General features: G+C 73.4%; 20 protein-coding genes and 1 pseudogene. 11 read left to right on the top strand and 10 right to left on the bottom strand.

Going from position 1 to position 24,881, the window contains the following annotated elements; translation table 11 throughout:
- Positions 1 to 63: 63 nt before the first annotated feature.
- A complete protein-coding gene (locus AMIR_RS23720; protein WP_015803487.1) occupies positions 64 to 1,179 on the top strand; it encodes a hypothetical protein in 1,116 nt (371 codons plus the stop codon).
- Here AMIR_RS23720 and AMIR_RS23715 read toward each other — a convergent pair.
- Genes AMIR_RS23715 through AMIR_RS23700 form a run of 4 tightly spaced genes read right to left on the bottom strand, consistent with a single transcriptional unit; the run spans position 1,147 to position 5,105 of the window.
- Positions 1,147 to 2,010, bottom strand: a complete 864-nt coding sequence (locus AMIR_RS23715; RefSeq protein ID WP_015803486.1) for an anchored repeat-type ABC transporter permease subunit — start codon at positions 2,008 to 2,010, stop codon at positions 1,147 to 1,149. The genes AMIR_RS23720 and AMIR_RS23715 overlap by 33 nt on opposite strands.
- Positions 2,007 to 2,759 (bottom strand): anchored repeat-type ABC transporter ATP-binding subunit, encoded by a 753-nt coding sequence (locus tag AMIR_RS23710; RefSeq protein WP_015803485.1) that lies wholly within the window; start codon positions 2,757 to 2,759, stop codon positions 2,007 to 2,009. The genes AMIR_RS23715 and AMIR_RS23710 overlap by 4 nt, the downstream gene beginning before the upstream one ends.
- Positions 2,752 to 3,588, bottom strand: a complete 837-nt coding sequence (locus tag AMIR_RS23705) for a TIGR03773 family transporter-associated surface protein (protein WP_015803484.1) — start codon at positions 3,586 to 3,588, stop codon at positions 2,752 to 2,754. Before AMIR_RS23705 ends, AMIR_RS23710 begins: the two co-directional genes overlap by 8 nt.
- Positions 3,576 to 5,105: an anchored repeat ABC transporter, substrate-binding protein gene (locus tag AMIR_RS23700; protein WP_015803483.1), complete on the bottom strand. Its 1,530-nt coding sequence runs from the start codon at positions 5,103 to 5,105 to the stop codon at positions 3,576 to 3,578. The genes AMIR_RS23705 and AMIR_RS23700 overlap by 13 nt, the downstream gene beginning before the upstream one ends.
- 35 nt (positions 5,106 to 5,140) lie before the next feature.
- Between AMIR_RS23700 and AMIR_RS43295 the strand changes: the two are divergent.
- A pseudogene (locus AMIR_RS43295) lies at positions 5,141 to 5,530 on the top strand (SMI1/KNR4 family protein); the annotation flags it as partial.
- A gap of 298 nt (positions 5,531 to 5,828) precedes the next feature.
- On the opposite strand, the gene AMIR_RS23690 reads toward AMIR_RS43295, so the two are convergent.
- From AMIR_RS23690 to AMIR_RS23680, 3 genes are all read right to left on the bottom strand, one after another.
- Complete coding sequence (locus tag AMIR_RS23690) at positions 5,829 to 6,383, bottom strand: hypothetical protein (RefSeq protein ID WP_143760866.1); 555 nt, start codon at positions 6,381 to 6,383, stop codon at positions 5,829 to 5,831.
- A gap of 4 nt (positions 6,384 to 6,387) precedes the next feature.
- Positions 6,388 to 10,038, bottom strand: coding sequence for a phage tail protein (locus AMIR_RS36135; RefSeq protein ID WP_015803481.1), 3,651 nt, complete (start codon positions 10,036 to 10,038; stop codon positions 6,388 to 6,390).
- 438 nt (positions 10,039 to 10,476) lie between these two features.
- Positions 10,477 to 11,022 carry a TetR/AcrR family transcriptional regulator gene (locus AMIR_RS23680; RefSeq protein ID WP_015803480.1) on the bottom strand — a complete coding sequence of 182 codons (546 nt, stop codon included), beginning with the start codon at positions 11,020 to 11,022 and terminating at the stop codon, positions 10,477 to 10,479.
- Between the two features lie 196 nt (positions 11,023 to 11,218).
- Between AMIR_RS23680 and AMIR_RS23675 the strand changes: the two genes are divergently transcribed.
- Positions 11,219 to 11,668 carry a DoxX family protein gene (locus AMIR_RS23675; RefSeq protein ID WP_015803479.1) on the top strand — a complete coding sequence of 150 codons (450 nt, stop codon included), beginning with the start codon at positions 11,219 to 11,221 and terminating at the stop codon, positions 11,666 to 11,668.
- A gap of 305 nt (positions 11,669 to 11,973) precedes the next feature.
- On the opposite strand, the gene AMIR_RS23670 is transcribed toward AMIR_RS23675, so the two are convergent.
- The 3 genes from AMIR_RS23670 to AMIR_RS23660 all read right to left on the bottom strand — a co-directional run bounded on the left by AMIR_RS23670 (position 11,974) and on the right by AMIR_RS23660 (position 16,270).
- On the bottom strand, positions 11,974 to 12,915 hold the full coding sequence (locus AMIR_RS23670) for an SAM-dependent methyltransferase (RefSeq protein WP_015803477.1): 942 nt from the start codon (positions 12,913 to 12,915) through the stop codon (positions 11,974 to 11,976).
- Positions 12,916 to 12,918: 3 nt separating this feature from the next.
- The gene (locus AMIR_RS23665) at positions 12,919 to 13,467 is read right to left on the bottom strand and encodes an EF-hand domain-containing protein (protein WP_205590321.1); all 549 of its coding nucleotides are present in this window, start codon (positions 13,465 to 13,467) and stop codon (positions 12,919 to 12,921) included.
- 328 nt (positions 13,468 to 13,795) lie between these two features.
- Positions 13,796 to 16,270 carry a M14 family zinc carboxypeptidase gene (locus AMIR_RS23660; RefSeq protein ID WP_015803474.1) on the bottom strand — a complete coding sequence of 825 codons (2,475 nt, stop codon included), beginning with the start codon at positions 16,268 to 16,270 and terminating at the stop codon, positions 13,796 to 13,798.
- Between the two features lie 275 nt (positions 16,271 to 16,545).
- On the opposite strand from AMIR_RS23660, the gene AMIR_RS23655 reads away from it, so the two are divergent.
- The 8 genes from AMIR_RS23655 to AMIR_RS36130 are packed head-to-tail and all read left to right on the top strand — an operon-like array spanning position 16,546 to position 24,783.
- Positions 16,546 to 16,998 carry a hypothetical protein gene (locus tag AMIR_RS23655; protein WP_015803473.1) on the top strand — a complete coding sequence of 151 codons (453 nt, stop codon included), beginning with the start codon at positions 16,546 to 16,548 and terminating at the stop codon, positions 16,996 to 16,998.
- A complete protein-coding gene (locus AMIR_RS23650) occupies positions 16,988 to 18,967 on the top strand; it encodes a M48 family metalloprotease (protein WP_015803472.1) in 1,980 nt (659 codons plus the stop codon). Before AMIR_RS23655 ends, AMIR_RS23650 begins: the two co-directional genes overlap by 11 nt.
- A 60-nt stretch (positions 18,968 to 19,027) precedes the next feature.
- Positions 19,028 to 19,714 carry a helix-turn-helix transcriptional regulator gene (locus tag AMIR_RS23645; protein ID WP_015803471.1) on the top strand — a complete coding sequence of 229 codons (687 nt, stop codon included), beginning with the start codon at positions 19,028 to 19,030 and terminating at the stop codon, positions 19,712 to 19,714.
- The gene (locus tag AMIR_RS23640; RefSeq protein WP_015803470.1) at positions 19,714 to 20,796 is read left to right on the top strand and encodes a hypothetical protein; all 1,083 of its coding nucleotides are present in this window, start codon (positions 19,714 to 19,716) and stop codon (positions 20,794 to 20,796) included. Before AMIR_RS23645 ends, AMIR_RS23640 begins: the two co-directional genes overlap by 1 nt.
- Positions 20,793 to 22,034 (top strand): hypothetical protein, encoded by a 1,242-nt coding sequence (locus tag AMIR_RS23635; protein WP_015803469.1) that lies wholly within the window; start codon positions 20,793 to 20,795, stop codon positions 22,032 to 22,034. The genes AMIR_RS23640 and AMIR_RS23635 overlap by 4 nt, the downstream gene beginning before the upstream one ends.
- Complete coding sequence (locus tag AMIR_RS23630; protein ID WP_015803468.1) at positions 22,031 to 23,398, top strand: multicopper oxidase domain-containing protein; 1,368 nt, start codon at positions 22,031 to 22,033, stop codon at positions 23,396 to 23,398. Before AMIR_RS23635 ends, AMIR_RS23630 begins: the two co-directional genes overlap by 4 nt.
- Positions 23,398 to 24,123, top strand: a complete 726-nt coding sequence (locus tag AMIR_RS23625) for a YwiC-like family protein (protein WP_015803467.1) — start codon at positions 23,398 to 23,400, stop codon at positions 24,121 to 24,123. The genes AMIR_RS23630 and AMIR_RS23625 overlap by 1 nt, the downstream gene beginning before the upstream one ends.
- Before the next feature lie 15 nt (positions 24,124 to 24,138).
- Positions 24,139 to 24,783 carry a GNAT family N-acetyltransferase gene (locus AMIR_RS36130; protein ID WP_015803466.1) on the top strand — a complete coding sequence of 215 codons (645 nt, stop codon included), beginning with the start codon at positions 24,139 to 24,141 and terminating at the stop codon, positions 24,781 to 24,783.
- The last annotated feature ends 98 nt before the right edge of the window (positions 24,784 to 24,881 follow it).

The raw sequence follows: 24,881 nt of genomic DNA, 5'->3' as shown, positions 1-24,881 counted from the left end.
TGGACGGGTGACAGCGGCCCCTGGACGCGGAGGTTGCCACCGCGCCCCGCTAGGGTCCGCGTGATGACAACGACTCTCAACAACGTCGCCGACGGCCCCCCGCTCGTCGGCGACGGCGCGCGGCCCCGGCCCGACGCGCTCACCCGCCGCTTCCCGCTGCTCGCCCAGCGCCGCCCGGCCTGCACGCCGCTGCCCCCTCGGGTCGCCGAGCTGCGCGCCCAGGCCCGCGAGGCGGCACGCACCGGCGTGGCCGTCGACGCGGCAGCCGTGCACAACCAGGCCGCGCTCATCGCCTCCGACTGCGGCGCGCCCGACCTGGCCGCCCGCTGGTGCCTGCGGCAGCTGGAGCTCGGCCTGCGCCCGCACCCGCTGGACGCCCCGGCGGCCCGCCTCGCGCTGGCCCCGGTCACGAACCTGGCCCGCCTGCACCTGCGCGCCGACGAGGGCGCGGCGGCGTTCGCCCTGATGGACGGCCTGGTCACCGCCGTCGGGACGGGCGCGGCAACCGACGTGCGGGGCGTCGCGCTCCCGGCCGACCTGCTGGACTCGCCGGGCACCCGGCGCGAGATCGTGGAGTGGCTGCGCCGCAACCTGCGCGCCATCGCCGTCCGCGCGCACGCCGCCGAGGGCCGCTGGGCGGACGCGCACGAGTGGCTGGCGCTCCAGGGCGCGACCGGGACCCGGATGCTGGAGGACCGCCAGGTCGCCGTCCTCGCGCGCGCCGAGCGCGGTGACGTGGACGGCGCGCTGGCCCTGCTCGCGGCGACCGAGCCGGGGGAGCGGTGGGAGACCGCCGTGACCGCCTGCCTCACCGCCCGCCACCTGCCCGGCACGCCCGTGCCGCCGCTGGACGTCACCGCCCCCGGCCTCGCGGTGTTCCACACCCGCCTGGGCCTGTCGACGATCGACGTGGACGACCGCGCGGCGGCCGAGATCACCGCGCGCCTGCTCCCGGTCGCCACCCGCGACGGCTACGCGGCCCGCGAGGTGCTCGCGCACGAGCGGGCCCGCGAGCACCTCACCGCCCGCCAGGTCGCCGAGCTGGCCGCGCTGGTGGGGGAGTGCGGGCTCGACGCGGGCGCCGTCCCACCGGCCCTGCTCGCGGACCTCGTGGAGGCGCTGGAGCGCACCGAGCCCGTGCTCGCCTCACACCGAGGCGGGCCGCTTCCCCTGGCGTAGCCGGGAGAGCACGCCGTGCCGGGGCGCGAAGAACCAGCACAGCAGGAAGATCCCGGTCAGCGCCAGCACGATCAGCCCACCGGCGGCGAGGTCGAACGCGTACGACAGGTACAGCCCCAGCAGGCTCCCGCCCGCGCCGATCACCGGGGCCAGCACGACCATCGCGCCCAACCGGTCGGTCAGCAGCCGCGCCGCCGCCGCAGGCGTCACCAGCAGCGCCAGCACCAGCACGTTCCCGACCGCCTGCAACGAGATCACGATCGCCAGCGTCACCATCACGTACAGCGCGAGGTCCAGCCAGAACACCGGGAACCCGACCGCGCGCGCCTGCTCCCGGTCCAGCGCCACCGCCGTGAGCCTGCCGTTCAGCACCGCCGCGCACAGCAGCAGGAGCGCCCCGATCACCGCGACCGCGACGACGTCCGAGTCGCTGATGCCCAGGATCGAGCCGAACAGGAACGACTCCAGCGACCCGCCGTAACCGGGCGCGGTGCTCAGGATGACGATGCCGAGCCCGAACGCGCCCGCGAAGAAGATCCCGATGACCGAGTCCTCCTTGAGCCGCCGGTTCTGCGCGAACACCGCGACCAGCAGCGCCGTGATCACCCCGGCCACCGCGCCGCCGAGCACCAGGTCCACGCCCAGCACGAACGCGATCGCCACGCCGGGGAACACCGAGTGCGCCACCGCGTCCCCGATGAACGCCATGCCGCGCAGCACGACGTGGCTGCCGATCACCCCGCACACCACGCCGGACAGCAGCGCCACCAGCAGCGCCCGCCGCCAGAAGTCGTACTCCCACGGCGCGGTCAGGAACTCCACGGCGCTCACCGCCCCACCCCCAGCGACCGCAGCAGCTGCTCGGCCCGGTCCAGGCCGAACGTGCGCAGCCAGATGTCCGTGTCCGCCAGCGCCTTCGGCTCGCCGTCCGCGACGACGGTGCGGTTCAGCAGGCACAACCGGCTGCACAGCGCGGTCGCGGCGGCCAGGTCGTGCGTGGTCATCAGCACCGCCACCCCCTCGTCCCGGAGCTGCGCGAGCAGCCCGCTCAACAACTCCTGCGTGGGCACGTCGATGCCGGTGAACGGCTCGTCCAGCAGCAGCGTCCCCGGCCGCAGCGCGAGCGCCCGCGCCACCAGCACCCGCTGCCGCTGCCCGCCGGACAGCTCGCCGACCGGCCTGCCCGCCAGGTCGCTCATGCCGACCCGCTCCAGCGCCTGCCCCACCGCGGCCAGGTCGTCCGCGCTCCGGCGGCGCAGCAGCCCGCGCAGGTGCGTGCGCCCGGTGGCGACCGCGCCCGCGACGGTGATGGGGAAGTCCCAGGCGAACTCGTGCCGCTGCGGCACGTACCCCACCGACCCCTGGGCGCGCCGCGCGCTGCGCCCGTGCACCTCCACGCTCCCGCTCTCCAGCGGCAGCAGGCCGAGGACGGTGCGCAGCAGCGTGGTCTTCCCGGCCCCGTTGGGCCCGATCAGCCCGACCAGCTCACCGCCGCGCAGCTCGAAGTCCACGTCCGACAGCACTTCCCGACCGCCGAGGCGCACGCTGGCGCCCACCACGCGGATCACCGGGTCACCCACGGGACCCCACCACCTTGCGCCGCACCAGGAACCCGATCACCAGCACCGCGGCCACCGCGCCGCCGATCCAGGGCCACGGGGTCTGCTCCTGCTCTCCGCCTGCGCTTTCCCCACCTGCGTTCTCCTCTCCGGTGGGCGCTTCACCGCTGGGCGGGGTGACCGCGAACGCCGCGTCCGGGGCCCCGCCCCCGACGTGAACCCGGAGCACCGCCCGGTCGGCGCGCCCGTCGGACGCCGCCATCTCCACGTCGAGCGCGTACGAGCCGGGCGCGCCGAACACCCAGTTCCCGTGCGCGTGCGTGCCCAGCTCCACCCCGGTCTCCTGCGGGAACCCCTTGGCACTGCTGAACACCACCTCGGGCTTGCCGAAGTTCCCGTTGAGGAACAGCTCGAACCCGCCCGGCCCGGTCACCCCGTGCAGCCGCCAGTCCACCTCTCGCCCGCCCGACCCGGCGATGCTCGGGTCCTGCGTGTTCCAGCCGGGCCAGACCACACCCGCGCTCTGCGCCTGCGGGAGCACCCACACCTCGCTGCCCGCCGCGCCGAGGAACGCGTACGCCGGGTCGTCCGGGACGACGGTCCTGGCCGAGTCCGGGACGTGCAGCACCACGTCACCGGGTTCCCGCCACACCGCCTCCGCGCCGCTGTCGTCGCGCAGCTGCACGACCCACTTCCCGTCCACCACGCGCGGTCCGAGGTCGACGTGCCCGTCGGCGATCACCACCCGCGTGCCGCCCTGCGCCTGTGCCTGTGCCGCGGGCGCGATGGCAGCCATCGCCACCGCTGCTGCCGCCGCTGCCGCTGTTGCCGCCGCGATCAGCCGAGACACCGGGCGACCTCCTTCGCGTTGTGCCGCATCATGTTCGCGTAGTCGCGCACCCGCTGGTCGAACGCGTCCCCGTACAGCAGGCACACCTCGACCCCCTGGTCCGCGGCCACCTGGTTCAGCACCGAGGCGCGCTGCGCGAGGTTCGGCTCGGTGAACACCGCGCGCACCCCCAGGTTCCGCACCGTCCCGGTCAACTTCCGCACGTCCTCGACGCTCGGCTCCTGCGCCGGGTTCGGCACCACGAAACCGGCCACGGTCAGGTCGTAAGCGCTGGCGAGGTACCCGAACCCGTCGTGCGTGGTGATCAGCTGCCGCCGGTCGGCGGGCACGCTCGCGATGGTCTCCCTGACCTCGCCGTCGAGCGCGTCCAGCTCGGCCGCGTACTCGCGCGCGTTCCGCTCGTACTCCTGCGCGTTCGCTGGATCGGCGGTGCGCAGCGTGTCGCGGATCAGCTCCACGTAGGCGCGCGCGTTGCGCACGTCCTGCCACAGGTGCGGGTCGATCTCGCCGTGCACGTGCTTGCCCAGCACCGCCTGCGGCAGCTGGTGCACCTGCGCGCCGGGCGTCCCGAGGAACCCGAACCGGGGATCGTCGGGGACCGCGCTGAGCGTCTTGTTGGGCACCTCGATCACCGCGTCCCGAGCCGCGACGACGTGCTGGGCCGTTCCACCCCCCTCGTCGTTGAACGTGTACAGCTCACCGCTGTCCAGGTCGACGGTCAGGTCGGTGTGCCCCTTGCTCAGCACGGTCTTCCCGGTCTCGGCGGGGTTGACCCCGACCGCGAAGGTGAAGGTGTCCTCCCCGAGCGGCGCGGGCGCGCCCCCGTCGTTGACCAGTGCCGCGCTCAACGTCAACCGGTAGACGCCGGGTTCGGTGAACGCCCAGTTCAGGTGCGTGTGCGCGGCGGGCGGCAACGTCGTGGAGTCCACTTCGGACAGCCCGTCGCCGGAGTCGAAGTAGGGCACCGGCTTGCCCAGCGACTCGGTGAGGTAGACCGCCAACTTCCCCGGCCCCTCGACGGCGGTGGCCGTGAGCCGAACCTCGGAGGTCCGGGTGGCCCCCCGCTCCTTCCCGTCCCCCCGAACCCGAAGCCCGAGCCACAGCACGTCCAGCCCGACGTCTTCAACCAGCGGGATCACGTTGGCCCCGTACGTCTCCGCCGATTCGGCGAGCGACACGTTGGGCGCGCCGTCCGCGAGGTTGGCGTCGATGGCCTTGATCAGCCGCTGCTCCTCCAGCAACAGGTGGTTGGTGAACGCGACCTGCGCCCCCACGACCTTCTTGACGTCGGCAGGCGTCGGCTCGTACGAGTGCGGATCCCCGCCGGCGGGCACCACCGAGTCAACCCGAACCCGCTCCCCGCCAACGTTCCGCACCAGGTCGGCGAGGATCTCGGTGGTGGTGACCACAGCGATCCCGTCCCCACCGCCCCGCCCGGCCCCCGCGGAGCACCCGCTGACCGCGAGCCCCACCACGAGCAGCCCGGCGACGAACCGCGAGGGCGCACGCACGCGCATGTCTTCGAACACCTCCAGAAGCCCCGCCTGCACAGGTGGGACCCCGTGAAGCTAATACAAACGACAACCGTTTTCAATCAACGGCCAGGCGGGCGGACGACCGCCGCACCGCAACCGTCGCGCCCACCGCCCTGCGCGGCCACCTGAACCCACCGGCGTCGGAAGCCGAGGTCCAGGCGTTCGAACGCGAGCAGAACGTCACCCTCCCGCAGGCCTGCCGCCGCTTCCTGCTGGAACTGGGCGACGGCGGTGTGGGCCCGCACTACGGCGTGCTCCCCCTGCACGAGTGGTCCCTGGGCGAGCCGGAGTGGCCTGCCCAGGAAAGCCCCTTCGACCTGGGCCGCAACCGCGAGGAGTGGTGGGAGGGCACCTGGGAGGACGACGACCACCCGTACCGGGGCACGATCTCCGTCGTGCACCAGGGGTGCGCGAACTGCACCCTGCTCATCGTGACCGGCCAGTGCCGGGGCAGGCTGCTCGACGCCTCCCTCGACGCCAGTGTCGCGCAGGTCTGGGGCGACGAGGACTTCCTGGCCTGGTACGAGCGCTGGCTGGACGAGGTGCTGGCCGGCCGAGGGCGCCCGAGCGCCCGGCGACCGCGTGGTCGCCGGGGGAACCGCTCAGCAGACGAACCCCCTGGTCTCGGACTTGCTGAAGTGCAGCCTGCCCCGCACCGGCTCCGCGAACCGGGGCAGGGCAACCCGCGCGCATCCCCGGCGGTCCTCAGGCGATCGCGTCCAGAACGATCGCGGCGTTCGCGCGAACTCCCTGGTCGGGGTCCTCGTCACGCAGTCGTGCCACCTCGTCCAGCAGTCGCGGCCACTCGAGGTAGGCCGCTGCTGTGACGAAAGCGCCGCGCGCGTTGACCGCGCCACTTCGCGCGGTGGCGGTCAGCAGGCCCACCAGCTCGGGTGTCTCGACGGGCAGGGCGGCGGCGAGGAACCGCAGCGCGTTGACCAGCTCCGTGTCGTCGCTCGCCGTGGCGAGTGCGGCCACCACCTCCTCCAAGGTCACCGTGGGCAGCACCGCCCGCACGGCCCGCTCGGCCTCTGGAACGTCGTCACCGTGCAACAGCAGGAACGACACTCCCAGCAGGTCGTCGCGCACGAAGTGCGCGTAGACCTCGGACAGCTCGTCCAACCACACGTGCTCGTGAGGCGTGCTGTCGGTGTGCGGTCGCTCTTCCAAGAACAACCACAGTAGTTCCAGCGACGCCTCCTCCACGTCCTCCTGCTCCACCCTCGGGTCCAGCAGCACGCGCACACTGTTGTCCGTCAAGACCTCACCCGCCGTAGAAGTCACGCAGCGCCCTCATCAGCTTCTCCAGCAACTGCTTCTTGCTCAGCCTGGCGAACTCGCGGTCGCGCTCCGCGTGGGCGGACAACCAGTCGGTCGCCAGTTCGAACTCCCGCTCCTCCAGTTCGCGTTTGTTCGCCACGAGCTTGGCCTGCTCCGCACCCGCCAGGTCCGAGTGCAGGCCGATCGCGTTCCGGTCGAGCTCGTTCGACGCGGCGACGGCGCCTTCCATGGACATCGGGAGTCCGCCCCCGCCGCCCGGTCTTAGGTGCCCGCCGTCCTCCCTCGTGTAGCCCGTCAGCGCGTGCTTGAAGTCCCAGTCCCCCTTGGAGATGAGGTCGAGCGTCATCATGCTGTGCGCTATGACCCGGTCGTTGCGAGTTCCCTCGCGCAGGAACGCCAGGTAGACGAGCCTTCCGAGCATCCGCTGCGCCCTAGGGTCGACCGCGGGGGACATGTTCCCCGTCTTGATGAACATGCGCATCTCGTCGGCGATCGCGGCGTCGTCGAGGCGGCACCTCTTCTTCACGAGTTCCAGCTTCTTGAGCACCGCGGGGTAAGCGCCCAGGTAGTTGACCAGGCCGTTGGTCCGCCCATTCGTCTTCAGCTCGGAAACCCGCACCTCGCCCTTCCCCGAGCCGACGGTGTGGTCCACCCTCTTATCGGTCTCCATGTGGACGCCCGCGCGGTACAGCGCCCTGACCCCAGCCGGGAAGGCCAGGCCCTTGGGGACCATCAGGTGTCCCTTCTCGATGAGGGCTTTGCGCATCTTGTTCCGCAACCGGTTCATGCCGGACCCGCTGAAGGCGTTGCGCACGGCCTTCCGCACCAGGGCGCGCAGCTCCTCCGGGCTGACCAGCCTTTCGAGCAGGTGCCCGCCGGTCCGCGCGGTCTGCACGTGCACGTGCTCACCCGCGTGGTCCACCCGCTCGGTGACCAGTTTCGCTGGAACCCCGTGCCGGTGTCCGATAGCAGTGGTGGCCGCGACCGCCGCAGCCGCCGTCGGTTTCGAGGCCAGCATCCGCTCCGCGTCCCGGATCGCCGCCGCGTGGTCCGGCTTGCCCTTCGCGGTGCCCGGCGCGCCCCGGCCGAACGCGCCCTCCGCCTTCCCCCACAACGACTTCGCCGCCGTGACGACCTTCCCCACCACCCAGTCCACGGCCCTGTTCACCGGCTTCGCCAGGGACTGGACGAAACCGCGCACCTTCGACGCCAGGCCGCCGATGCCCAGGACGGCCGCCAGTGCGCCGATCAGCACCGGGACCGACATCGCCAGCGCGTTCTCGATCAGCGCCGGGACGCCGCCACCGCCGCCCGCCGCCACCGCGACGACCGCGTCCAGCACGGCGTTCACGAACCGCGCGATCTGGCCCGCCCGCTCCACCACGAACGACACCAGGTCCACGATCGCCTTCACGGCCTTGGCGAACGCCGACGCCGGGTTCAGCAGCGAGATGATCCAGGTGACGCCCGCGACCAGCACGGTCGGCAGCAGGAACGCGCTGATCTTGCCCAGCAGTCCGCCCTTCAGGTCGCCGACCTGGTCCTCCACCTCGGCCCACACGCCGCCGATGCCCTCGGACCGGACCTTCCGCGCCAGCGGCAGCGAGGACTCGGCCGCGCTCACCGCCTGCTCCGGCACGCCCTTCGCCACGACCCGGCCCCGGATCGCCGACCAGGTCAGGCCGAGCAGGTCGCCGACCATGCCGAGCACGCCGCGCAGGTCGAACTTCTCCGGCAGCCGCAGGCCCGCCGAGGACAGCGCGCCCAGCAGCCAGTCCAGCACGCCCTTGCGCAGGTGGCCGGCGATGTTCGCCAGGAAGCCGCGCAGGCCCGCGCCGACCGCCGCCGCGAAGTTCGCCAGGAAGCCGATCGGGTCCTTCAGGATCGCCGCCACCGCCGACGCCGCCCTCGCCAGCACCCCCAGCAGCAGGTCCTTCAGCTCCAGCACGGTGCCGACCACGCCCACGACCGCGTTCTTCGCCTTCGCCACGAGCCCCTGGTTCGCCGCCCGCTCTGCCTCGATCGCCTCGTCGACCGACGCCAGCGCGCCCCGGTACTTCTCGCTCACCGCCTGGACCAGCGCCTCGCCCTTGGCGTCCACGGTCCCGGCCAGCTCGTCGAACCGCTCCGCGAACCCGGCCGCCGCCCGGCCGCCGATCACGCGCAGGCCCGGCGCCAGCGAATCCACCGCCGAGCGCAGCTGCGCCCTGCCCGCCGCAACCCGCTGCTTCGCCCGGTTCAGCTCACCCCCGACCAGGTCCGCGACCCCGCCGACGACCTGCCGCATCCGCGCCACGTACAGCTCCCGCGACCGCGCGAAGATCTGCCCGGCCTCCTCGGGCAGCCCGGCGAACTTGTCCTTCACCCACCGCGCCTTGCCCGCGATCCCGGAGTAGCGCTTCTCCTTGTAGGCGTCCATGCGCCGCTCGTGGTCCGCGCTGAACGCCGCCCGCGCCGCCCGCTCGCCCTCGGTGAACCGCGCGTCGACCTTCCCGTCCAGGTCGCCGAGGATCTTCTCCACGTCGGCGCGCGTGCCGTCGAACACCTTCTGCAACGTCGCGGTCACCCGCGCCCGAGCGGCCTCGTCCGCGTCCTTCGCGCCGTGCTTGCCCGCGCCGACCTCGGAGTGCGCGCGCTTCCCGGCGGCCGAGAACTCCGCCATCACCGCCGAGCCCTGGCCCGCGGCGAACGCCCTGCTGTCCGCGTGCGCCACCGCCTCCGCGCCCCGCACCCGTCCCGGCGCGCCCTCCGCGTGCTCGGCGCTCTCCCGCTTGGCCGCGAGCGCGCCGGTGAACTCGGGCTCGTTCGCCCGCGCCAGCTGCTCGTCGGTGACGTCCGCGCGCGCCAGCTCCTCGTCCACCTCGCGCGGCCCGGCGGACAGGTCGAGCGCGGCGGCGGGCGTCGGAGCCGGAACCGCGCCGGCAGGGTCGGGCGCGGTCAGCGCGGGAGCCTGCCGCTCGGCGCCCAGTGGTGTCACCGGCTTCTCGTGCGCGGCGGACGTGTCGGGCGCGGCGGCGGTGGCCCGTTCGAGCGGCCCCGCGACGGCGGCCCGCCCCTCGCCGACCGGCCCGCGCACCCGCTCCCGCACCGCGTCGACCTTGCCCGACCCGGCCAGCTCGTCCGCCTCGTCCAGGTTCCGGGGAGCCTGCGCCGAGATCGCCTCCTCGACCGCCCGCACGAACCCGGCCCGGTCGAACACCCCAGGCTCCGCCGCGCCCATCCGCTCGGCGTTGACGACCTTGCCCTGGGCCTCCTTGTCGTCGACCGGCGCCTTGGCCGCCCGCTGCGCCTCGCCGGCCTCGGCGGCGGCCGAGGGGTGCCGCGCGGCGACGTGCTGCCGCGCCGCGACCTCGGCCTGGAACACCCCGAGGTTCCCCTCGACCTCCGCCGCCCCACCGCCGGCCCCACGCTCCTCGACCCGCTGCCCACCCCCACCGCCGCCACCCATGACCCCAGCGACGGCCCGGTTCCCCGCGGCCAACTGCAACCGCTGCACCGCAGCGACCCCACCGTGCCGCTGACCGGACTGCCCCGCCTTGCCGGACACGGCTGCCCTGCCTGCCGTGGCCTGCTTGACCTGAGGCTTGTGCGCTGCCCCCGGCTGCGACTCGGCGACCCGTTCTTCGGCCTTCACGGAGCCTCCAGGACACGTGGGCGGAGATCACCGTCAGTGTCTTGCGGCTCGAACGCCCGGTCACCGTACGGGGGAACGGCCACACGCGCGCTCACCACTGCCCCCAAGGGCAACCCCACAACAACCGCGGCAACCACGCCAACCGCGGCAGGGCAATTGCAGCAGGGCAACCACAGCAACCACGGCGGAGCGCAGGTGTGACCCCGCACGACCGACCAGCACACCCAGGAGAACTCCAGCAGGAGCATCAGGGCGGGGGAGGTATGGGTCAGGAAAACAGGGCAGGGGAGGTCTGGGCCGGAGGAGGCCAGGGCAAAGGGAGGCCAGGCCGAGGGAAGGCCAGGCCGAGGGAAGGCCAGGCGGAGGGAGGCCGTGCCAGTCGGAGGCCGGGCCGGGGGAGACCGTGCCAGTGGGAGGCCGGGGCAGGGGGATGTCGGGTCAGGGGAACAGCAGGCGGGCCGCTGCCCTGGCCAGGGCTTCCGGGTCCTCGCCCGGTCGGGACAGGGCACCGGTGTTCCACAGGGTCGCGAAGCCGTGGACCAGCGACCACGCGGCGACCTTCGCGGTGTCCGGGTCGGGTGCGGAGGTCGTGCCCGCGCCGCTCGCCAGGATCTCGCCCGCCCGCGCCTGCGCGGTTCGCAGGTCCTCGTCGTCCGGGCGGTGGAGGTCCGGGCGGAACATCACCTCGAAGTGCGCCCGGTGCTCCACGGCGAAGCGCACGTAGGCCACGCCGATCTCGGTGAAGTCGCCACCCGCGTCCCTGGTCGCCGCCAGCGCGTCCGACAGGAGCACGAAGCCCTCCGTCGCCAGCGCGGTCAGCAGCCCCGCCTTGTCCTTGAAGTGGTGCACCGGACCCGCGTGCGAGACGCCGACCCTACGGGCCAGGTCGCGCAGGCTGATCGCCGCCGGACCGCTCTCGGTGATCGCGGTGACCGCTGCGGCCAGCACCGCTCGCCTCAGGTCGCCGTGGTGGTACGGGCTCATGCCCCGCAGCCTATCTAGTCATTGACAAGATGTGGCTGCCGGGGGCAATCTTTGCAGTGGCAAGTTTTGGTGCTCCGATCGGACGGTTCCGGTCAGACGCTCCGGTCGGACGCTCCGGTCAGATGCTCCGGTCGAGCCCCCGGTCGAAGCCCCCCGGTCGGAGCGCTCTGGTCGGATCGCCCCCCTGGAGGTCGTGGTGGTTCCGTTTGTTGTCCTGGTCGTGGTCTCGCTCCTCCTTCTCGCCTCGCGGCGGCACTGGTCGTTCGCCCTGCGGTGCGGGCTCGCGGCGATGTTCCTGGTCACCGGGATATCGCACTTCGTCGGGATGCGCGACGAGCTGATCGCCATGGTCCCGCCCGCGCTGCCCGCGCCCGCCCTGCTGGTCACGGTGAGCGGCCTGCTCGAACTCGCGGGCGCGATCGGACTGCTGTGGACGCGCACCGCGCCCTGGGCCGCCGCCGGACTGGGCGTGCTGCTGGTGGTGATGTTCCCGGCGAACGTCCACGCGGCCCAGCAAGGGCTGTCACCCTCGTTCGGCGACCAACTCCTGCCACGCACCCTGCTCCAGGCCGTGTTCCTCGCCGCCGCGGTGGCCGTGGTCGTGCACCACCGGCGGAACGCCTACCGCGCAGTGCCCACCGGCTGAGCACATACCGATTAAGAGCGCCTATCGGAATGAGTTGAGCCGTCGGTGATCAGGTGGTGCTTGGGCCCCGTCCGGCCCCGGTCGACCGGGGCCGGCCCAGTTCGTAGCCCCCTTTCAGCGCCCGCACGTGGCAGGAGTCGACCCCCGCGCGGGACCAGCCGATCCGATTAGCCCCCTGCAACTCGGCCAGCAGCAGCTCGTGCAACGGATGCCACAGGCTCCTCATCGACCAGCCACGGTTTCGGCACGCCGACGCATTGGCTCGACGATCACCCCGCTCAACAGCGCAGAGGCGCTCTCAGCGCCTACCGCTGAGCGTCCGGCCCCGTAAGCCGGGGTAACGGCACGGTCGGCTTCCTGGCGAACACGAACCGGTTGTCGCCGAACGTCCCGTCCGGGCTGGGGACCGCCTGACCGTGGATCCCGGCGTACTCGCCGCTCCCCCTGCTCGTCGCCGTCCAGCCGAGCAGGACCAGGTCCGCCTCGGAGTCCGGGCGTGGGTCGTGGTTGAACAGCGCGGGCAGGTCCACGTCGATCGCCGTCCGCGCCTCGGCGTAGAACGGGGCCGCCGGATCGCGTGGGGCGTGCGAGTCCGGCTTCACCTCCAGCACCAGCGTGCTGGCGGGCGCGGACAGCCTGGTGACGTCGCGCAGCAGCGCGCGCAGCCCGGCCCGTGACAGGTACATGGACAGGCCCTCCACCAGCCACGCCGTCGGCCGGTCCGGGGACAGCCCGGCCTCCAGCAGCGCCGACGGCCAGTCGTCCTCCAGGTCCGCGGGCACCGGGACCCGCCGCGCGGTCGGGCGCGCGCCCACCTCGTCCAGCACCCGCTGCTTGAACCCCAGCACGTGCTCCCGGTCCACCTCGAACACCGAGGTGCCCGCGGGCCAGTCCAGCCGCAGCGCCCGCGCGTCCAGCCCGGCCGCCACCAGCACCACCTGCCGCGTCCCCGCCCGCGCCACCTCCAGCAGGTGGTCGTCGAACACCCTGGTGCGCAGCCCGAGGTAGCGGGCGTCCCCGCTCCACAACGGGTTCGCGTCGCCGCCCGGCACGTCCTCGAAGCGCAGCGGCCAGCCCGCCGCGCTCGGTTCCGCCCGGACGAAGTGCGCCGCGTACCGGTCCACCGCCACCGCGTCGGAACGGGTGCTCTCGATCGCGCGCGCCGCCGCGATCAGCAGCGCCGTGCGACTGACGCCCTCACCGATCGCCCGCTCGGCGCTCGTCCCCGACCGTCCCGTCGCGGCCACGGGTCAGCGCCTGCTCTGCGCGGGCACCAGGTGGTCGCCCGCGATGCCCGCCTTGTCGGGGCGGTAGTAGTCCTTGATCGCAGACTCCCACGTGCGCACCTCGACCTCGTCGTCGTCGGTGGGCTCGAAGGCGTCGAACAGCGCGTCGATGTTGTCCGGGCTGAAGCCGAACGCCGTCATCAGCGCGTGGAACCTCGGCCGCTCGATCATGCCGTCGCCGTCCGGGTCGCCCAGCACGGCCAGCGCGCGGGCGAACACCTCGACCGCGCCCTCGAACCGCTCCGGCGACAGCACGCAGCCGCAGAACTCGTCCAGGGTGATCCGGCCGTCCCGGTCCACGTCCAGGTGGTCGGCCAGCACCTCCCACCAGCTCGCCAGCGCCGCGCGCATGGCGTGCCGGTCGGACATCTCCGAGCCCGAGGCCGCCGCGTCCACGCGGTCGGCCATCAGGTCGAAGTCGGTCATCTCCAGCTCGCCGCTGGCGTCGGCGTCGAAGAGGGAGAAGATCAGTTCCGCCCTCGCCAGGGCCATCGGCTTCACCTCGGTCCGCACGGTCGCGCACCCCTTTCCCGGTCGGGTCGGCCACCCGGTGCGGGTGATCCGGTTCCCAAGCTAGGGGACCGGAGGGGGCGGGTGGTGGAGGTGGTTCCCGCTGGTCAGCGCGGTGATCACGACGCGTCGCGGGAGTGCGACACGGACGTGGGGAGGGAGGTCTCCCCGGCGCTCAGGAATGGCTGGGTGATCACTGCGCGGTGATCCCCGGAAGCCCCTGAAAGGGGAAGTGTTGCCCTGGCGGGTGATTCTGGATTTGTGGGGCTTGTGGTGCCGCCGAGGCGGTCCGGCGACCCCGTCACGAGGGGCCGCCGGACCGCCGGGCGGGTCAGCGCCGCTGCTTGGTCGCCCGCGCCGAGTCGGTGCAGAGCGCGCCCACGTCCACGCTCTGCCCCCGGTCGACGAACACGTCCGTCACCCCGACGAGCCTGCCGCGCTTGTCGGCGCAGGTGACCGTGTACGCCTCCTTCACGCCGTAGGTCGGCGGCACCGGCGAGGCGAACTCGACCTTCCCGGCCGTCCAGTCGTCCGGGTTCGCCGGATCGGCCTGGGAGTAGTTCACCAGCACCGCCCGGTACTCGCCGGCAGGCGGGTCGACCAGGGTGGCGCGCTCGGAATTGGTGCCGCCCGCCGCCGACTGCGCGACGGTCTCACCCGCGGCGTTCAGCACGAACAGGTCCCAGTCGGTCGCGGCGGACCCCCACGACACCGACACGTCGAACCGCCCGTTGTCCGCCGAGGGCAGGCCGCTCACGGTGAACGGGATGACCTCGGCCGTCCCGTCGCCGGGGAACGAGGGGTTCTCGCCGGGCACGCCGGGCGGGTTGACCAGCGTGATCGTGGACTGCGGCGGCGCCTGCGGCTCGCGGCCGTAGCGACCGGCGACGTACGGGCGCGTGGACGGGTTGACCGACCAGGAGAACCGGCCGCCCGGCGCGGTGTGCCTCGACTCCAGGGTCTCGGTCACCATGATCGGCGGGGTGGTGGTCCCGTCCGGCTGGCGCACCGGCGAGGTCGGCGTCTGGAAGGTCTTGCGCGCCTTCAGCTCGTAGCCCTTGGGCGCGGTCCCGGTCAGCGTGCCGTGCGCGGCCGGGTCGGCGGCGTTGGCCAGCATGTCCAGGAACGCGGCCCGGTTGCCGCCCTTGCCCTCGCCCGCGGCGGGCGCGGTCCCCAGGTACTCGGCGACGACGGCGTTCTCGTACGCCGGGTGGAAGCCCGCCGGGTTGATCTCGAAGGTGAACCCGAAACCGCCGGTGGTCCAGTAGGACCAGTCGTCGGTGGTGCCGGTCGTGTCGTACAGGCCCCAGGACGGGATGCTCTCGTAACCGTTGCGGGAGGCCATCCTGTCGCCCAGCGCCTTGACGACCGGCTCCTCCAGCGGCGCGCGCACGTCGGCCACGCCCGGCGGGCGCAGGACGAGGTTGCCGTAGGTGTGCAGGGTGATCAGGTTGGTGACGGCGCGCTCGGAGACGAGCTTGCGGATGTTGCGGGTCTCCGGCTCGGAGAACGGCGCGGAACCCCGGTAGGTCTCGCCGCTCCACGAGGTGCTCGCGCCCGCGCCGCCCCAGAAGCCCGCGTAGTTCCGGTTCGGGTCGGTGCCACGCGCGCTGCCGCCGGGGTTCGCCTTGCACACACCGGTTCCCAGCGCGGGCGGGGAATCCGAGGCGCGGCAGTTCTTCCGCTTCATCTCGTAGTCGAAGCGGGAGAAATCGCCCTTGGGCTCGGCCTCGCGGGAGATGGAGAAGCCGTCCACGTTGACGATCGGGACGATCACGTTGCGGGTCTTGGCGACCAGGGACTTGAGCGACTTGTCCTTGTACCCGTTGACCAGCTCGTAGGCCCACTCGGTCGCGTGCTCGGCGGCGGGCCACTCGCGCGCGTGGTGCACGCCCATGACGGTGTTGACCGGCTTGCCGTCGTGGGTGTTCTCCACGTTCTCGGCGATCTCGACGGCGACCACGTCCCGGCCCTCGACGGACGGCTCGGCCAGCGTGAACGCCTTGACCAGCTTCGGGTTCGCGCGGGCGAGCTCCTTGAGCTCGTGGTCGTGCTCGTAGAGGTGGCGGTAGGAGGTGCGGCCGGACGGCAGGCCCGTGGACGCGCGGGACGCGGCGTACTCGCGGTCGCGCGCCGCGTGCTCGCGGGAGGTCCTGGACAGGTCGGCGTCGACGGTGGAGTAGGTCAACCCGCTGTCGCGCAGCACCTTCCGGTCCGCGTCACCGGCCAGCACCACCTCGACGCCGGTCGCGTCGCCCTTCTCGGTGAGGTCCAGGTCGAGACCGAGGAGGGCGGTCTTGTCCTTCTGCTCCGGGGTGTTCACGCGCACGACCTCGGCGCGCTCGGCCCCGGTGGGCGTGCCCTGCGGGGTGAGGGCGAGGAAGTCGACGCCCAGCACGGCGGACTTGGCCGGACCGGTGTGGCGGCAGCCCTGGACGACGAGCACCTGGCCCTTGGTCACGAAGCTCTCGGCCAGCTCGCGGCTGCGCAGTGCGGAGGAGGCCGCGACCACGGCCCCGGTGGCCTTGTCGAAGACGGCGAGGTCCCAGTCGCCCTCGGCGCCGGTACCGGGGGACAGGCGGGCCTGGACCAGACCGTCGACGCCGGAGGTGACCTCGCGGCGGTCGACGCCGGGGGTCCTGGCGGGGAGCGGGGAGTCGAAGCACGCCCTGGTCACGGCCCGGTCGGCGCGCAGGACGCGGTCCTGGGCGGTCGCGGCGGGGGCGGTGAGCGCGGACAGCGCCAGGCCCGTCACACCCAGCGCCAAGCCCGCTCGCAGGAGGGCCGGGGCGGATCTCGATCTCATGCGGGGCTCCGTTTCGTCGAGCGCACAGGCGATCGACGCTAGGGGGCGGGCGGGTGCGGCGGCCATACCCGGAAGTCGGTGTCGCTGCGGCATTCCGGTGATTGCGCCGGGTGGGGTGAACGGGGTGTTCCGGAACTGCTCCGGCTGCGAGAACGCGGCGGCGGAGATCGTTCTTCGTTACCCGTCCGGTACCGCCCGACCCGCAGGAGTACGGCGTCGCGCAGGCGCAACGGGCTCAGGATCACGGCGGGTGGTCCGGCGGAACGGAGATGCTGATGGCGAACGGGCGCGAGGACTTCGTGGCGGCGCTGGCGCTGGCCGTGGTCAGGGAGATCGCCCCGGAGGAAGCGGTGGTGTTCTCCGCCGTGCGGGACTCGTACTTCCGCGACCCCGAGGCCACCTTGAGGGGCGTCGGGGCCGGTGACCGGGAGCTGGGCACCGGTCCGGGGGCGATCGCCGAGTTCGGCGAGGCCGTGATCCCGTACGTGCTGGCCCTCGCGAGCGCGGTGGGCGCCAGCCTGCTCGACCGCTTCGGCGACGCGGTCGTCGACCTCCTGCTGGGCCGGTTGCGGCACGGCGTCGAACCGGTCGGCAGCCTCAGCCGGAAGCAGGAGGACGCCGTCCGCGAGGCTGCGCGGGCGCGTGCGCGCGAGCTCGGGCTGCCCGAGGAGAAGGTGGACGAGATCATCGCGGCGATGCTCGGATCGCTGGGACGCGATGACCGCTGAGCGCGGGAGCACCGCGCCCCTGACGACGTTCAGGTTCGCGCTCCTGGTCCTGGTGGCCGTGAGCGTGGCGGGAACGCTGTTCCTGGCGTCCTTCCCCGGCGAGGGGGAGGCCACCGCGCGGCTCCTGGGCTGCCTCGGCGTCGATCCCGAGCGGTACGACGAGGTCCCGGCCTGCGCGGATTCCGCCCTGTCCGGGGCGTGGGCGTGGGTGACCTGGTGGATGGCGGGCTTCCTGCTCCTCGCCCTGCTCCTGCGCGCCGGTGATCCCCGGTGGCGGATCAGGCGCCAGGACCTCCGCGCGCCGGAGTGGGACGAGTCGGCCGCGCCGGTGGTCGCGCTGACCGACCTGGTCGACCGGATCGTCCCTGGGCGCAGGCCGGTGGTGCTCCTGTCCGGGCGCGCGAACCGGACGTCCGGGGGGCAGGCCTTCGGCACCCGGCGCGCGCCGTTCCTGCGCTTGGACTCCGGGCTGGTGGCGGGCTACCGGAGGAACCCCGAGCTCTTCCGCTCCGTCGTGGTCCACGAGCTGGCCCACGTGCGCTCCGGCGACATCGGGCTGAACGGCGCCGCCGTCGCGATCTGGCGCGCGTTCGTCGTGGTGCTCGGCCTGCTCCTCGTGGTCCGGTACGGGGTTCCGGAGCTGTTCGGGATCACCCGCGGCGCGGACACCGGCGTCGGCACGGCCGCGCTCTGGGCGGTCAAGGCCGCGCTGCTGGTCCTGCTGGTGCGTCTCGCGCGCAACTCCGTGCTGCGGGCTCGGGAGCACGAGGCCGACCTGTTCACCGCCGAGTGGACGGGGGAGGCCACCTACCTCGTCTCCGGGGACGTGGTGGACCCGAGGTGGCGGTGGGGCTCGCACCCGACCGCGCGCCACCGGCTCGCCGTGCTGGCCGACCACCGGCGGCTGGCGCCGCCCACGTTCGGCAGCGGCTTGGTGGTGGGCCTCTCGGCGCAGCTGGCGTGGCGGCAGTACTCGCTCCTGATCAGCGGCGCCACCGGTTTCCGGAGCGTCGGGTTCGTCCTGCAGGTGGCGCTGTGGGGCGTCGTCCTCGGCGCGTTCGTCATCGCCACGGCCGCGCTGGCCTCGGCGGCTCACGTGCCGTGGTGGCGGTTCGCCGTGACCTCGGCGGGGTTGGCGGTCGGGCTGGTCCTCGGCGGGCAGGCGGTGTTCGACGCCGGGGTCAGGTGGCCGAGCGCCGGAGCGGTGGTGCTGTTCGCGCTGTTCGGGGTCCTGGTGACCGCGGTGCTGTGGTGGGCGGCCCGGTGCCTCTCACTCGTCCGAGGGCGGTCGGGCCGCGTGGTGGTGTCGTGCGTCGTGCTGGCCACGTGCCTCCTCACGGCCCCGGTCGGCAACGCCGAGGCGATCGCGGGAACCGTGGCGCGGGTGGTGCGCGAGAACAGCGCCCGGTGGGACGAGTGGCTGTCCGGCGAGGGCGCCTCGCCCGTGACGCACCTGGTGGCGGACCTGCTGCTCAACCCGGCCTCCCAGCTGATCAGCGGCTTCCTCCCCGCGCTGCTCGTGCTGCTCACCGCCTGCCTGCTGCCGCTTCCCCGGAGCCGCGTCCCGCTCGTCGGCGGGATCGTGCTCGTCGTCTCCTGGGTGCTCCTGGTCGTGGCCCGGATCGGCTGGGGGACGCCGTCCCCGCTCCCGTGGGTGGCGGTGATCTGGCGCTTGGCTGCCGCCGTCGTGCTGCTCGTCGTGGTCGCGGCGGTGTGCGCGGTCCGGAGCCGCTCGTTCCGCGTGGGCGTCGGCTCCGCGGCGGTCGGGGCGGTGGCCTGCGGGGTGGCGCTGTGGTCGTTCGGCGTGGTGGCGCAGTGCGTGCCGGGGCTGCGGGGCGCGGGGGCGGTGTGCCTCGGGGACCTGAGCGCCTGGCCGGAGATCACGACCTCGGGGCTCGCGTTCTGCTCCGCGCTGCCGCTCGTCGCCGTGGTGTCCGCGTTGGCGAACGCGCAGGTCAGGGGCTCCTGAGTGTGGGTGTGGCCACCCTGACTAGTTTTGCTGCCAATCGACGTTATAACGTCTTCTATCGTGGAAACCACGGGTGCTGGGCCCAGCGGTGGGGCCATCGACACGCCGCAGCACCGGGCCCTCGGGTCCGGGAGTCGGGTGGCCATCCTCGGGCTCGTTCGGGCTGCCGGGGGTGGGCTCACCGCGGCCGAGGTCGCGGCTGCCACGGGGCAGCACCTGTCGACCACGCGCGCCCACCTGGAACGGCTCGTCGGCGCCGGCCTGGTGGTCAAGGCGCGAGCCGGTGGCGGGCAGCCGGGGCGTCCCGCTTGGCGGTACCGCGCCGCCGCCGACGACCCGGCGCCCGCCCCTTATCGGACGCTCGCCGCGGTGTTGCTGGGGCAGCTCCGGAAGGACGCGGATGGGGCGACCGCCGCCGCCGAGCGGGTCGGGCGGGAGTGGGGGCGGCAGCTCGCAGGGGAGTCCGGGGCCGGTGGGGCCGTGGAGACGGTCAGCTCGGTGTTCGACGGGCTCGGGTTCAGCCCTGTGGTGCACGAAGAAGCGGGTGGGGCGGTTGACCTGCATCTGAGGACCTGCCCGTTCTTGGAGCTCGTCGACCAGGCGCCCGACACGATGTGCACGTTGCACGCCGGTGTGGTGCGCGGGGTGTTGGACGAGCGCGGGGCCGACGGGGACGCGGCTGTGCTGGAACCCTTTGGGGCGCCTCAGGCTTGTGTGGTTCGGCTTCCCCGCGACGGGGAGTTGTGATGGGGGTCGGGCTGCGGGTTCCGGTGCTGGTGGGGGCCGCGCTCACGCTGCTCGGTGGGCTGTACGCGGCCCTGCTGCTGTCCGGGGCCGGTGTGCCTGCGCCTTCTGCGCCCGTCGAAGAGGTGCACGGGCCGGTCATGGTTCTGGGGTTCGTCGGGTCGCTCGTCGCGTTGGAGCGGGCGGTTGCGCTCGGGCGGCGGATCGCTTTGCCTGCGCCGGGGTGCTCGGCTGCCGGCGGGTTGGTGCTGCTCGGTGGTGGGCCCTGGTTCGTGGGCAAGTTGTTGCTGGTGCTCGGTGGGGTCGGGCTGCTCGGGATCTACCGGGAGTTGTGGAAGCGCGGCGGGTCCGTCGCGCTGCTCGCGCAGGTCGTGGGGGCGTTCGCCTGGTGCGCGGCGGGGTTGTTGTGGGTGGCCGGGTTCCTGGTGCCGGAAGTTGTGCCGTGGTTGGTGGTTTTTGTGGTCGCGACGATCGCGGGGGAGCGGCTTGAGCTCGCGCGGGTCGGGATGCGCGGGGTCGGCGTCGAGCGGTGGTTCCTCGGGGTGCTGTGTGGGCTTGTTGTTGGGGCCCTTGCGGTTCACCTGTGGCCTTCGGTCGGCGGGCACCTGTTCGGGTTCGCGCTGCTCGCCCTCACCGGGTGGCTGGTCGTGTTCGACGTCGCTCGGCGCACGGTGCGGGGCAGCGGGCTGCCGCGTTACGTGGCCGCGGGGCTGCTCGCCGGGTACGGGTGGCTCGCGGTCGCCGGGGTGCTCTGGGCGGGCGGGGGCGTCGTGCTCGACGGGGACCGGTACGACGCCGTGCTGCACTCGGTGTTCCTCGGGTTCACCATGTCCATGGTCTTCGCGCACGCGCCGGTGATCCTCCCCGCCGTGCTGCGCCGCCCGCTGCCGTACCACCGCGCGCTCTACGCGCCGCTCGCGCTGCTGCACCTGTCCCTGCTGGTGCGCGTCGGGATCGGTGACACGACCGGGTTCGAGGACCTGTGGCGGTGGGCCTGCTACGCCAACATCGTCGCGGTGCTCGGCTTCCTCGGCTGCGTCGCCGCGCTCTCGACCACCGCAGGCAGGAAGCGGGGCACGGCATGATCCCCCTCTCACCGCAACCGGGACGCGCCGCGATCCCGGTCACGCCGGTCGCGCCGACCGGGCGGGCGAACTGGCACTGGCGGGTCGGGTTCGTCCCCGCGCTCTACCTGGCCGCGCTCGTCGTGCTCTCGTTCGCGCACACGTTCATCGCCACCTGGTACTGGCTGGCCGTGCACCTGCTGATGCTCGGCGCGGCCACCAACGCGATCCTGGTGTGGAGCGCGCACTTCACGTCGGCGGTGCTGCGGGTCCCCGCGCTGCCGCACCGGCGGGGCGAGTCGATCCGGCTGGTCGTGCTCAACGCCGGGGTGGTCCTGGTGCTCGTCGGGGGCACGACCGACTGGCCGTGGACCGGGGTCGTCGGCGCGGGAGCGGTGTTCGCCGCCGTGGCCTGGCACCTGTGCTGGCTGGTGGCCCGGTTGCGCGCCGCGCTGCCCGCCCGGTTCGCGGTCACCGCGCACTACTACGTCGCCGCCTGCTGCGCGCTGCTCACCGGGATCCCGGTGGGCGCCTGGATGCTCGTCACCGACGACGCCGCGCGCGACCGGCTGATCCTGTTCCACGCGCACGTGAACGTGCTCGGCTGGGTCGCGCTGACCATCGTCGGGACGCTGTTCACGTTGTGGCCCACGGTGTTGCGCACCCGGCTCGACGACGGCGCGCCCGCCGCCGCCCGCTCCGCGCTGCCCACGGCGGTGACCGGGGTGGTGCTGCTGGGGATCGGCGTGCTGGCCTGGTGGCCGGTGCTCGCGGCGGCCGGGCTCGGGGTGTTCGGGGCCGCCGTGGTGATCACCGCGGTCCCCGGTCTCCGCACCGCCTGGCGGAAACCGCCGAGCTCCTTCGCCGCCTGGTCGATCGCGGCCGGGGTCGGGTGGCTGCTCGTGGCGCTCGGCGTCGACGCGGTCGCGGTGCTGTCGGCGTCCGACGCGCACGAGGCGGTGGGCGGGTTCGGGGACGTGCTGACGCCGCTGCTGGTCGGCGCGGTGGCGCAGATCCTGCTGGGGGCCTTGGCCTATCTCATGCCGGTGGTGCTCGGCGGCGGACCGGGGGCGGTGCGCGAGCGGAGCGAGCTGTTCGACCGGCACTGGGCCCAGCGGGTCGCCATGGGCAACACCGCGCTGGTCGTGTTCGTGCTGCCCGCCGGGCCCTACGTGCGGATCGCGGTGTCGCTGCTGCTGGTCGTCGCGCTGCTCCAGTTCCTGCTGCCCGCGGCCCGCGTGCTGCTCAAGCGGAGGTGAAGGGCTTGTCCGAGAAGAGGAGCGGACCGCTGGGCGGGGTCGCGGCCGGGGTGGCGCTGGTGCTCGTCGCGGTGCTCGCCGGGATCGCGGCGCAGCGCGTCGCGGACGGCGGACCGGCCACGACCGAGGTCGCCGCCGCCGTGACGCCCACCGGGAGCACCACGACGGTGAAGGTGAGCATCGTGGAGATGCGGTACCAGCCCTCGGTGATCAGCGTGCCCGCCGGGGACCGGCTCGTCATCGAGCTGACCAACTCCGACCAGCGGCGGCACGACCTGGTGCTGGCCACCGGGCAGAAGACCGGGCCGGTCGGCGCGGGCGCCGAGGTGACCCTGGACGCCGGGGTGATCGGCGGGGCGGTGGACGGGTGGTGCTCGCTGCCCGGTCACCGGCAGGCCGGGATGACGCTCACCATCACCACCACCGGGTCCGGCGCGCAGGCCGCCGCGGACCACGCGCAGCACGGCAGCTCCGCCGAAGGGCACGGCGAGCACGACGCGGCCCCGCGGTCGATCGACACGATGGCCGCGCCGTCCGCCGACTTCCGGGCCCGCGACGCCGCGCTGCCCGCCGCCTCCGGCGAGCGGGTGCACCGGCACGTGCTGCGGGTCAAGGAGGTCGAGGTCGAGATCGCGCCGAACGTGCGGCAGGTGATGTGGACCTACAACGGGACCGCGCCGGGACCGGTGCTGCGCGGCAAGGTCGGCGACGTCTTCGAGATCGAGCTGCACAACGACGGGAGCGTCGACCACGGCGTCGACTTCCACGCCGGGGCGCTCGCGCCGGACGGGCCGATGCGGCCGATCGAGCCGGGGGAGAGCCTGACCTACCGGTTCACCGCGACCAAGGCGGGCATCTGGATGTACCACTGCTCGACCATGCCGATGATGCTGCACATCGCCAACGGCATGTACGGCGCGGTGATCGTCGACCCGCCGGACCTGCCCGCCGTCGACCGCGAGTACGTGCTGGTGCAGTCCGAGCTGTACCTGGGCGGGGACCAGGCGAAGATGCGCGCGGAGAACCCGGACGCCATGGCGTTCAACGGGTACGCGGCGCAGTACGCGCACCGGCCGCTGACGGCGAAGGCCGGCGAGCGGGTGCGGTTCTGGCTGCTGGACGTCGGGCCGAACCGGTCGGGGGCGTTCCACGTCGTCGGCGCGCAGTTCGACCGGGTGTACGCCGAGGGGGCCTACCGGTTGCAGCCGGACGACCCCGGCGGGTCGCAGGTGCTGCCGCTGGCCCCGGCGGAGGGCGGGTTCGTGGAGACGGTGTTCCCCGAGGCCGGGCACTACCCGTTCGTCAGCCACGCCATGGTCGACGCCGAGCGCGGGGCGCGGGGGATCGTGGAGGTGACGGGCTGATGGGCGGGCCGTCGAGGCGCGTCGTCCGCAAGTTCCTGCCGCCGCAGCACGGGGCGTGGGCGATGCTCCTGCTGCCGTACCTGGCCGGGGTGCTCGCGGCGGGGTGGCGGTGGTGGGACCTGCCGCTGCTGGGGGCGTGGCTGTCGGGGTACCTGCTGTCGTACTTCGCGCTCCAGGCGGTGAAGACGCGGCGGCCGGGGAAGTTCCGGGAGCAGCTGACCTGGTACGGGGCGGTGACGGCGGCGTTCGCGCTGCCGGTGCTCGTGGCGTGCCCCCGGCTGCTGCTGCTCGCGCCCGCGTACGGGGCGCTGATCGGGGTGAACTGCTGGTACGCCCACCGGCGGCGGGAGCGGGCGCTGGTCAACGACCTGGTGTCGGTGGTGCAGAGCTGCCTGATGGTGCTGGTCGTGGCGGTGGTCGCGGACGCGCCGCTGACCGGCAGCCTGGTGCCGTTCCTGGTGACGTTGCTGTACTTCACGGGGACGGTGCTGTACGTCAAGACGATGATCCGGGAGCGCGGCAACCGGGTGTACCTGGTGGCGTCGGTGGTGTTCCACGTCGTGGCGCTCGGCGCGGTTGCGCCGTTCGGTCTACTCTCCGCGGTGGTGTTCGCGGCCCTGCTGGCACGGGCCTGGGTGCTGCCGAGGTACCCGCTCACGCCCAAGCAGGTGGGGCTCGCGGAGATCGTCGCCAGTGCGCTGGTGCTGGTCGTGGCGGTGGGGTGACGGGGGGGGTGGCGGATGAGCGGGCGTGATCGGGTGCTGACGGTGCGGCGGCGGGAGTGGGCCGGGCTGGGGGAGGGGGAGGTTCGGCGGGTCGAGGCGGTGTGGGGTGAGGCGTTTCCGCCTTCCGAGCGCAGCGCGCGGGACGGCGTGGCGACGCGGAGCAGCGACTTCCTGTGGACCGCGCACCTCGGGGGCGAGGTCGTCGGGTTCGCCACCGCGCTGCGGTTGCCCGAGTCCGGGGCCGTGTACCTGGAGTACCTCGCCGTCTCCGCCTCCTCGCGCGGCTCGGGGACCGGGGGCGCGCTGCTCGCGGCGATCGCCGAGGACGTGCTGGGGGACCCCGCGGTGGCCGGGATCGTGCTGGAGGTCGAGGACCCCGCGCGCACTCCGGGGGAGCTGGCCGCGCGGCGGATCGGCTTCTACGAGCGGTGGGGCGCACGGGTCGTTACGGCGATCAGCGGGTACGAGATGCCCGATCTCGCGGAGCCCGGACAGCGGGTGCCCATGGTGTTGTTGTGGCGTGGTGGTGTCGCGCAGCCGGTGCTGGAGGCGGACGGGGTCGAGCTGGTGCTCCGGGACCTGTACCTCGGCTACTACGCGCACGCCGCCGAGGCCGGGCACCTGGCGGAGCTGGTGGGGCGGCTCGACCGCCCGGCGTGACCCAGGTCGGAGTGGCCCGGTTCGGCGTGACCGCGCCCGGCGTGACCCGGTTCGACGTGGTCCAGTGGGCTGCGTCACACTTCGCGCCGCGGGTGCCG

Origin of the sequence: Actinosynnema mirum DSM 43827, assembly GCF_000023245.1 — a bacterium.
GTDB lineage: Bacteria > Actinomycetota > Actinomycetes > Mycobacteriales > Pseudonocardiaceae > Actinosynnema > Actinosynnema mirum.
Note: the sequence above shows the minus strand (reverse complement) of the source record. Positions and strands in the feature narration are given on the sequence as shown.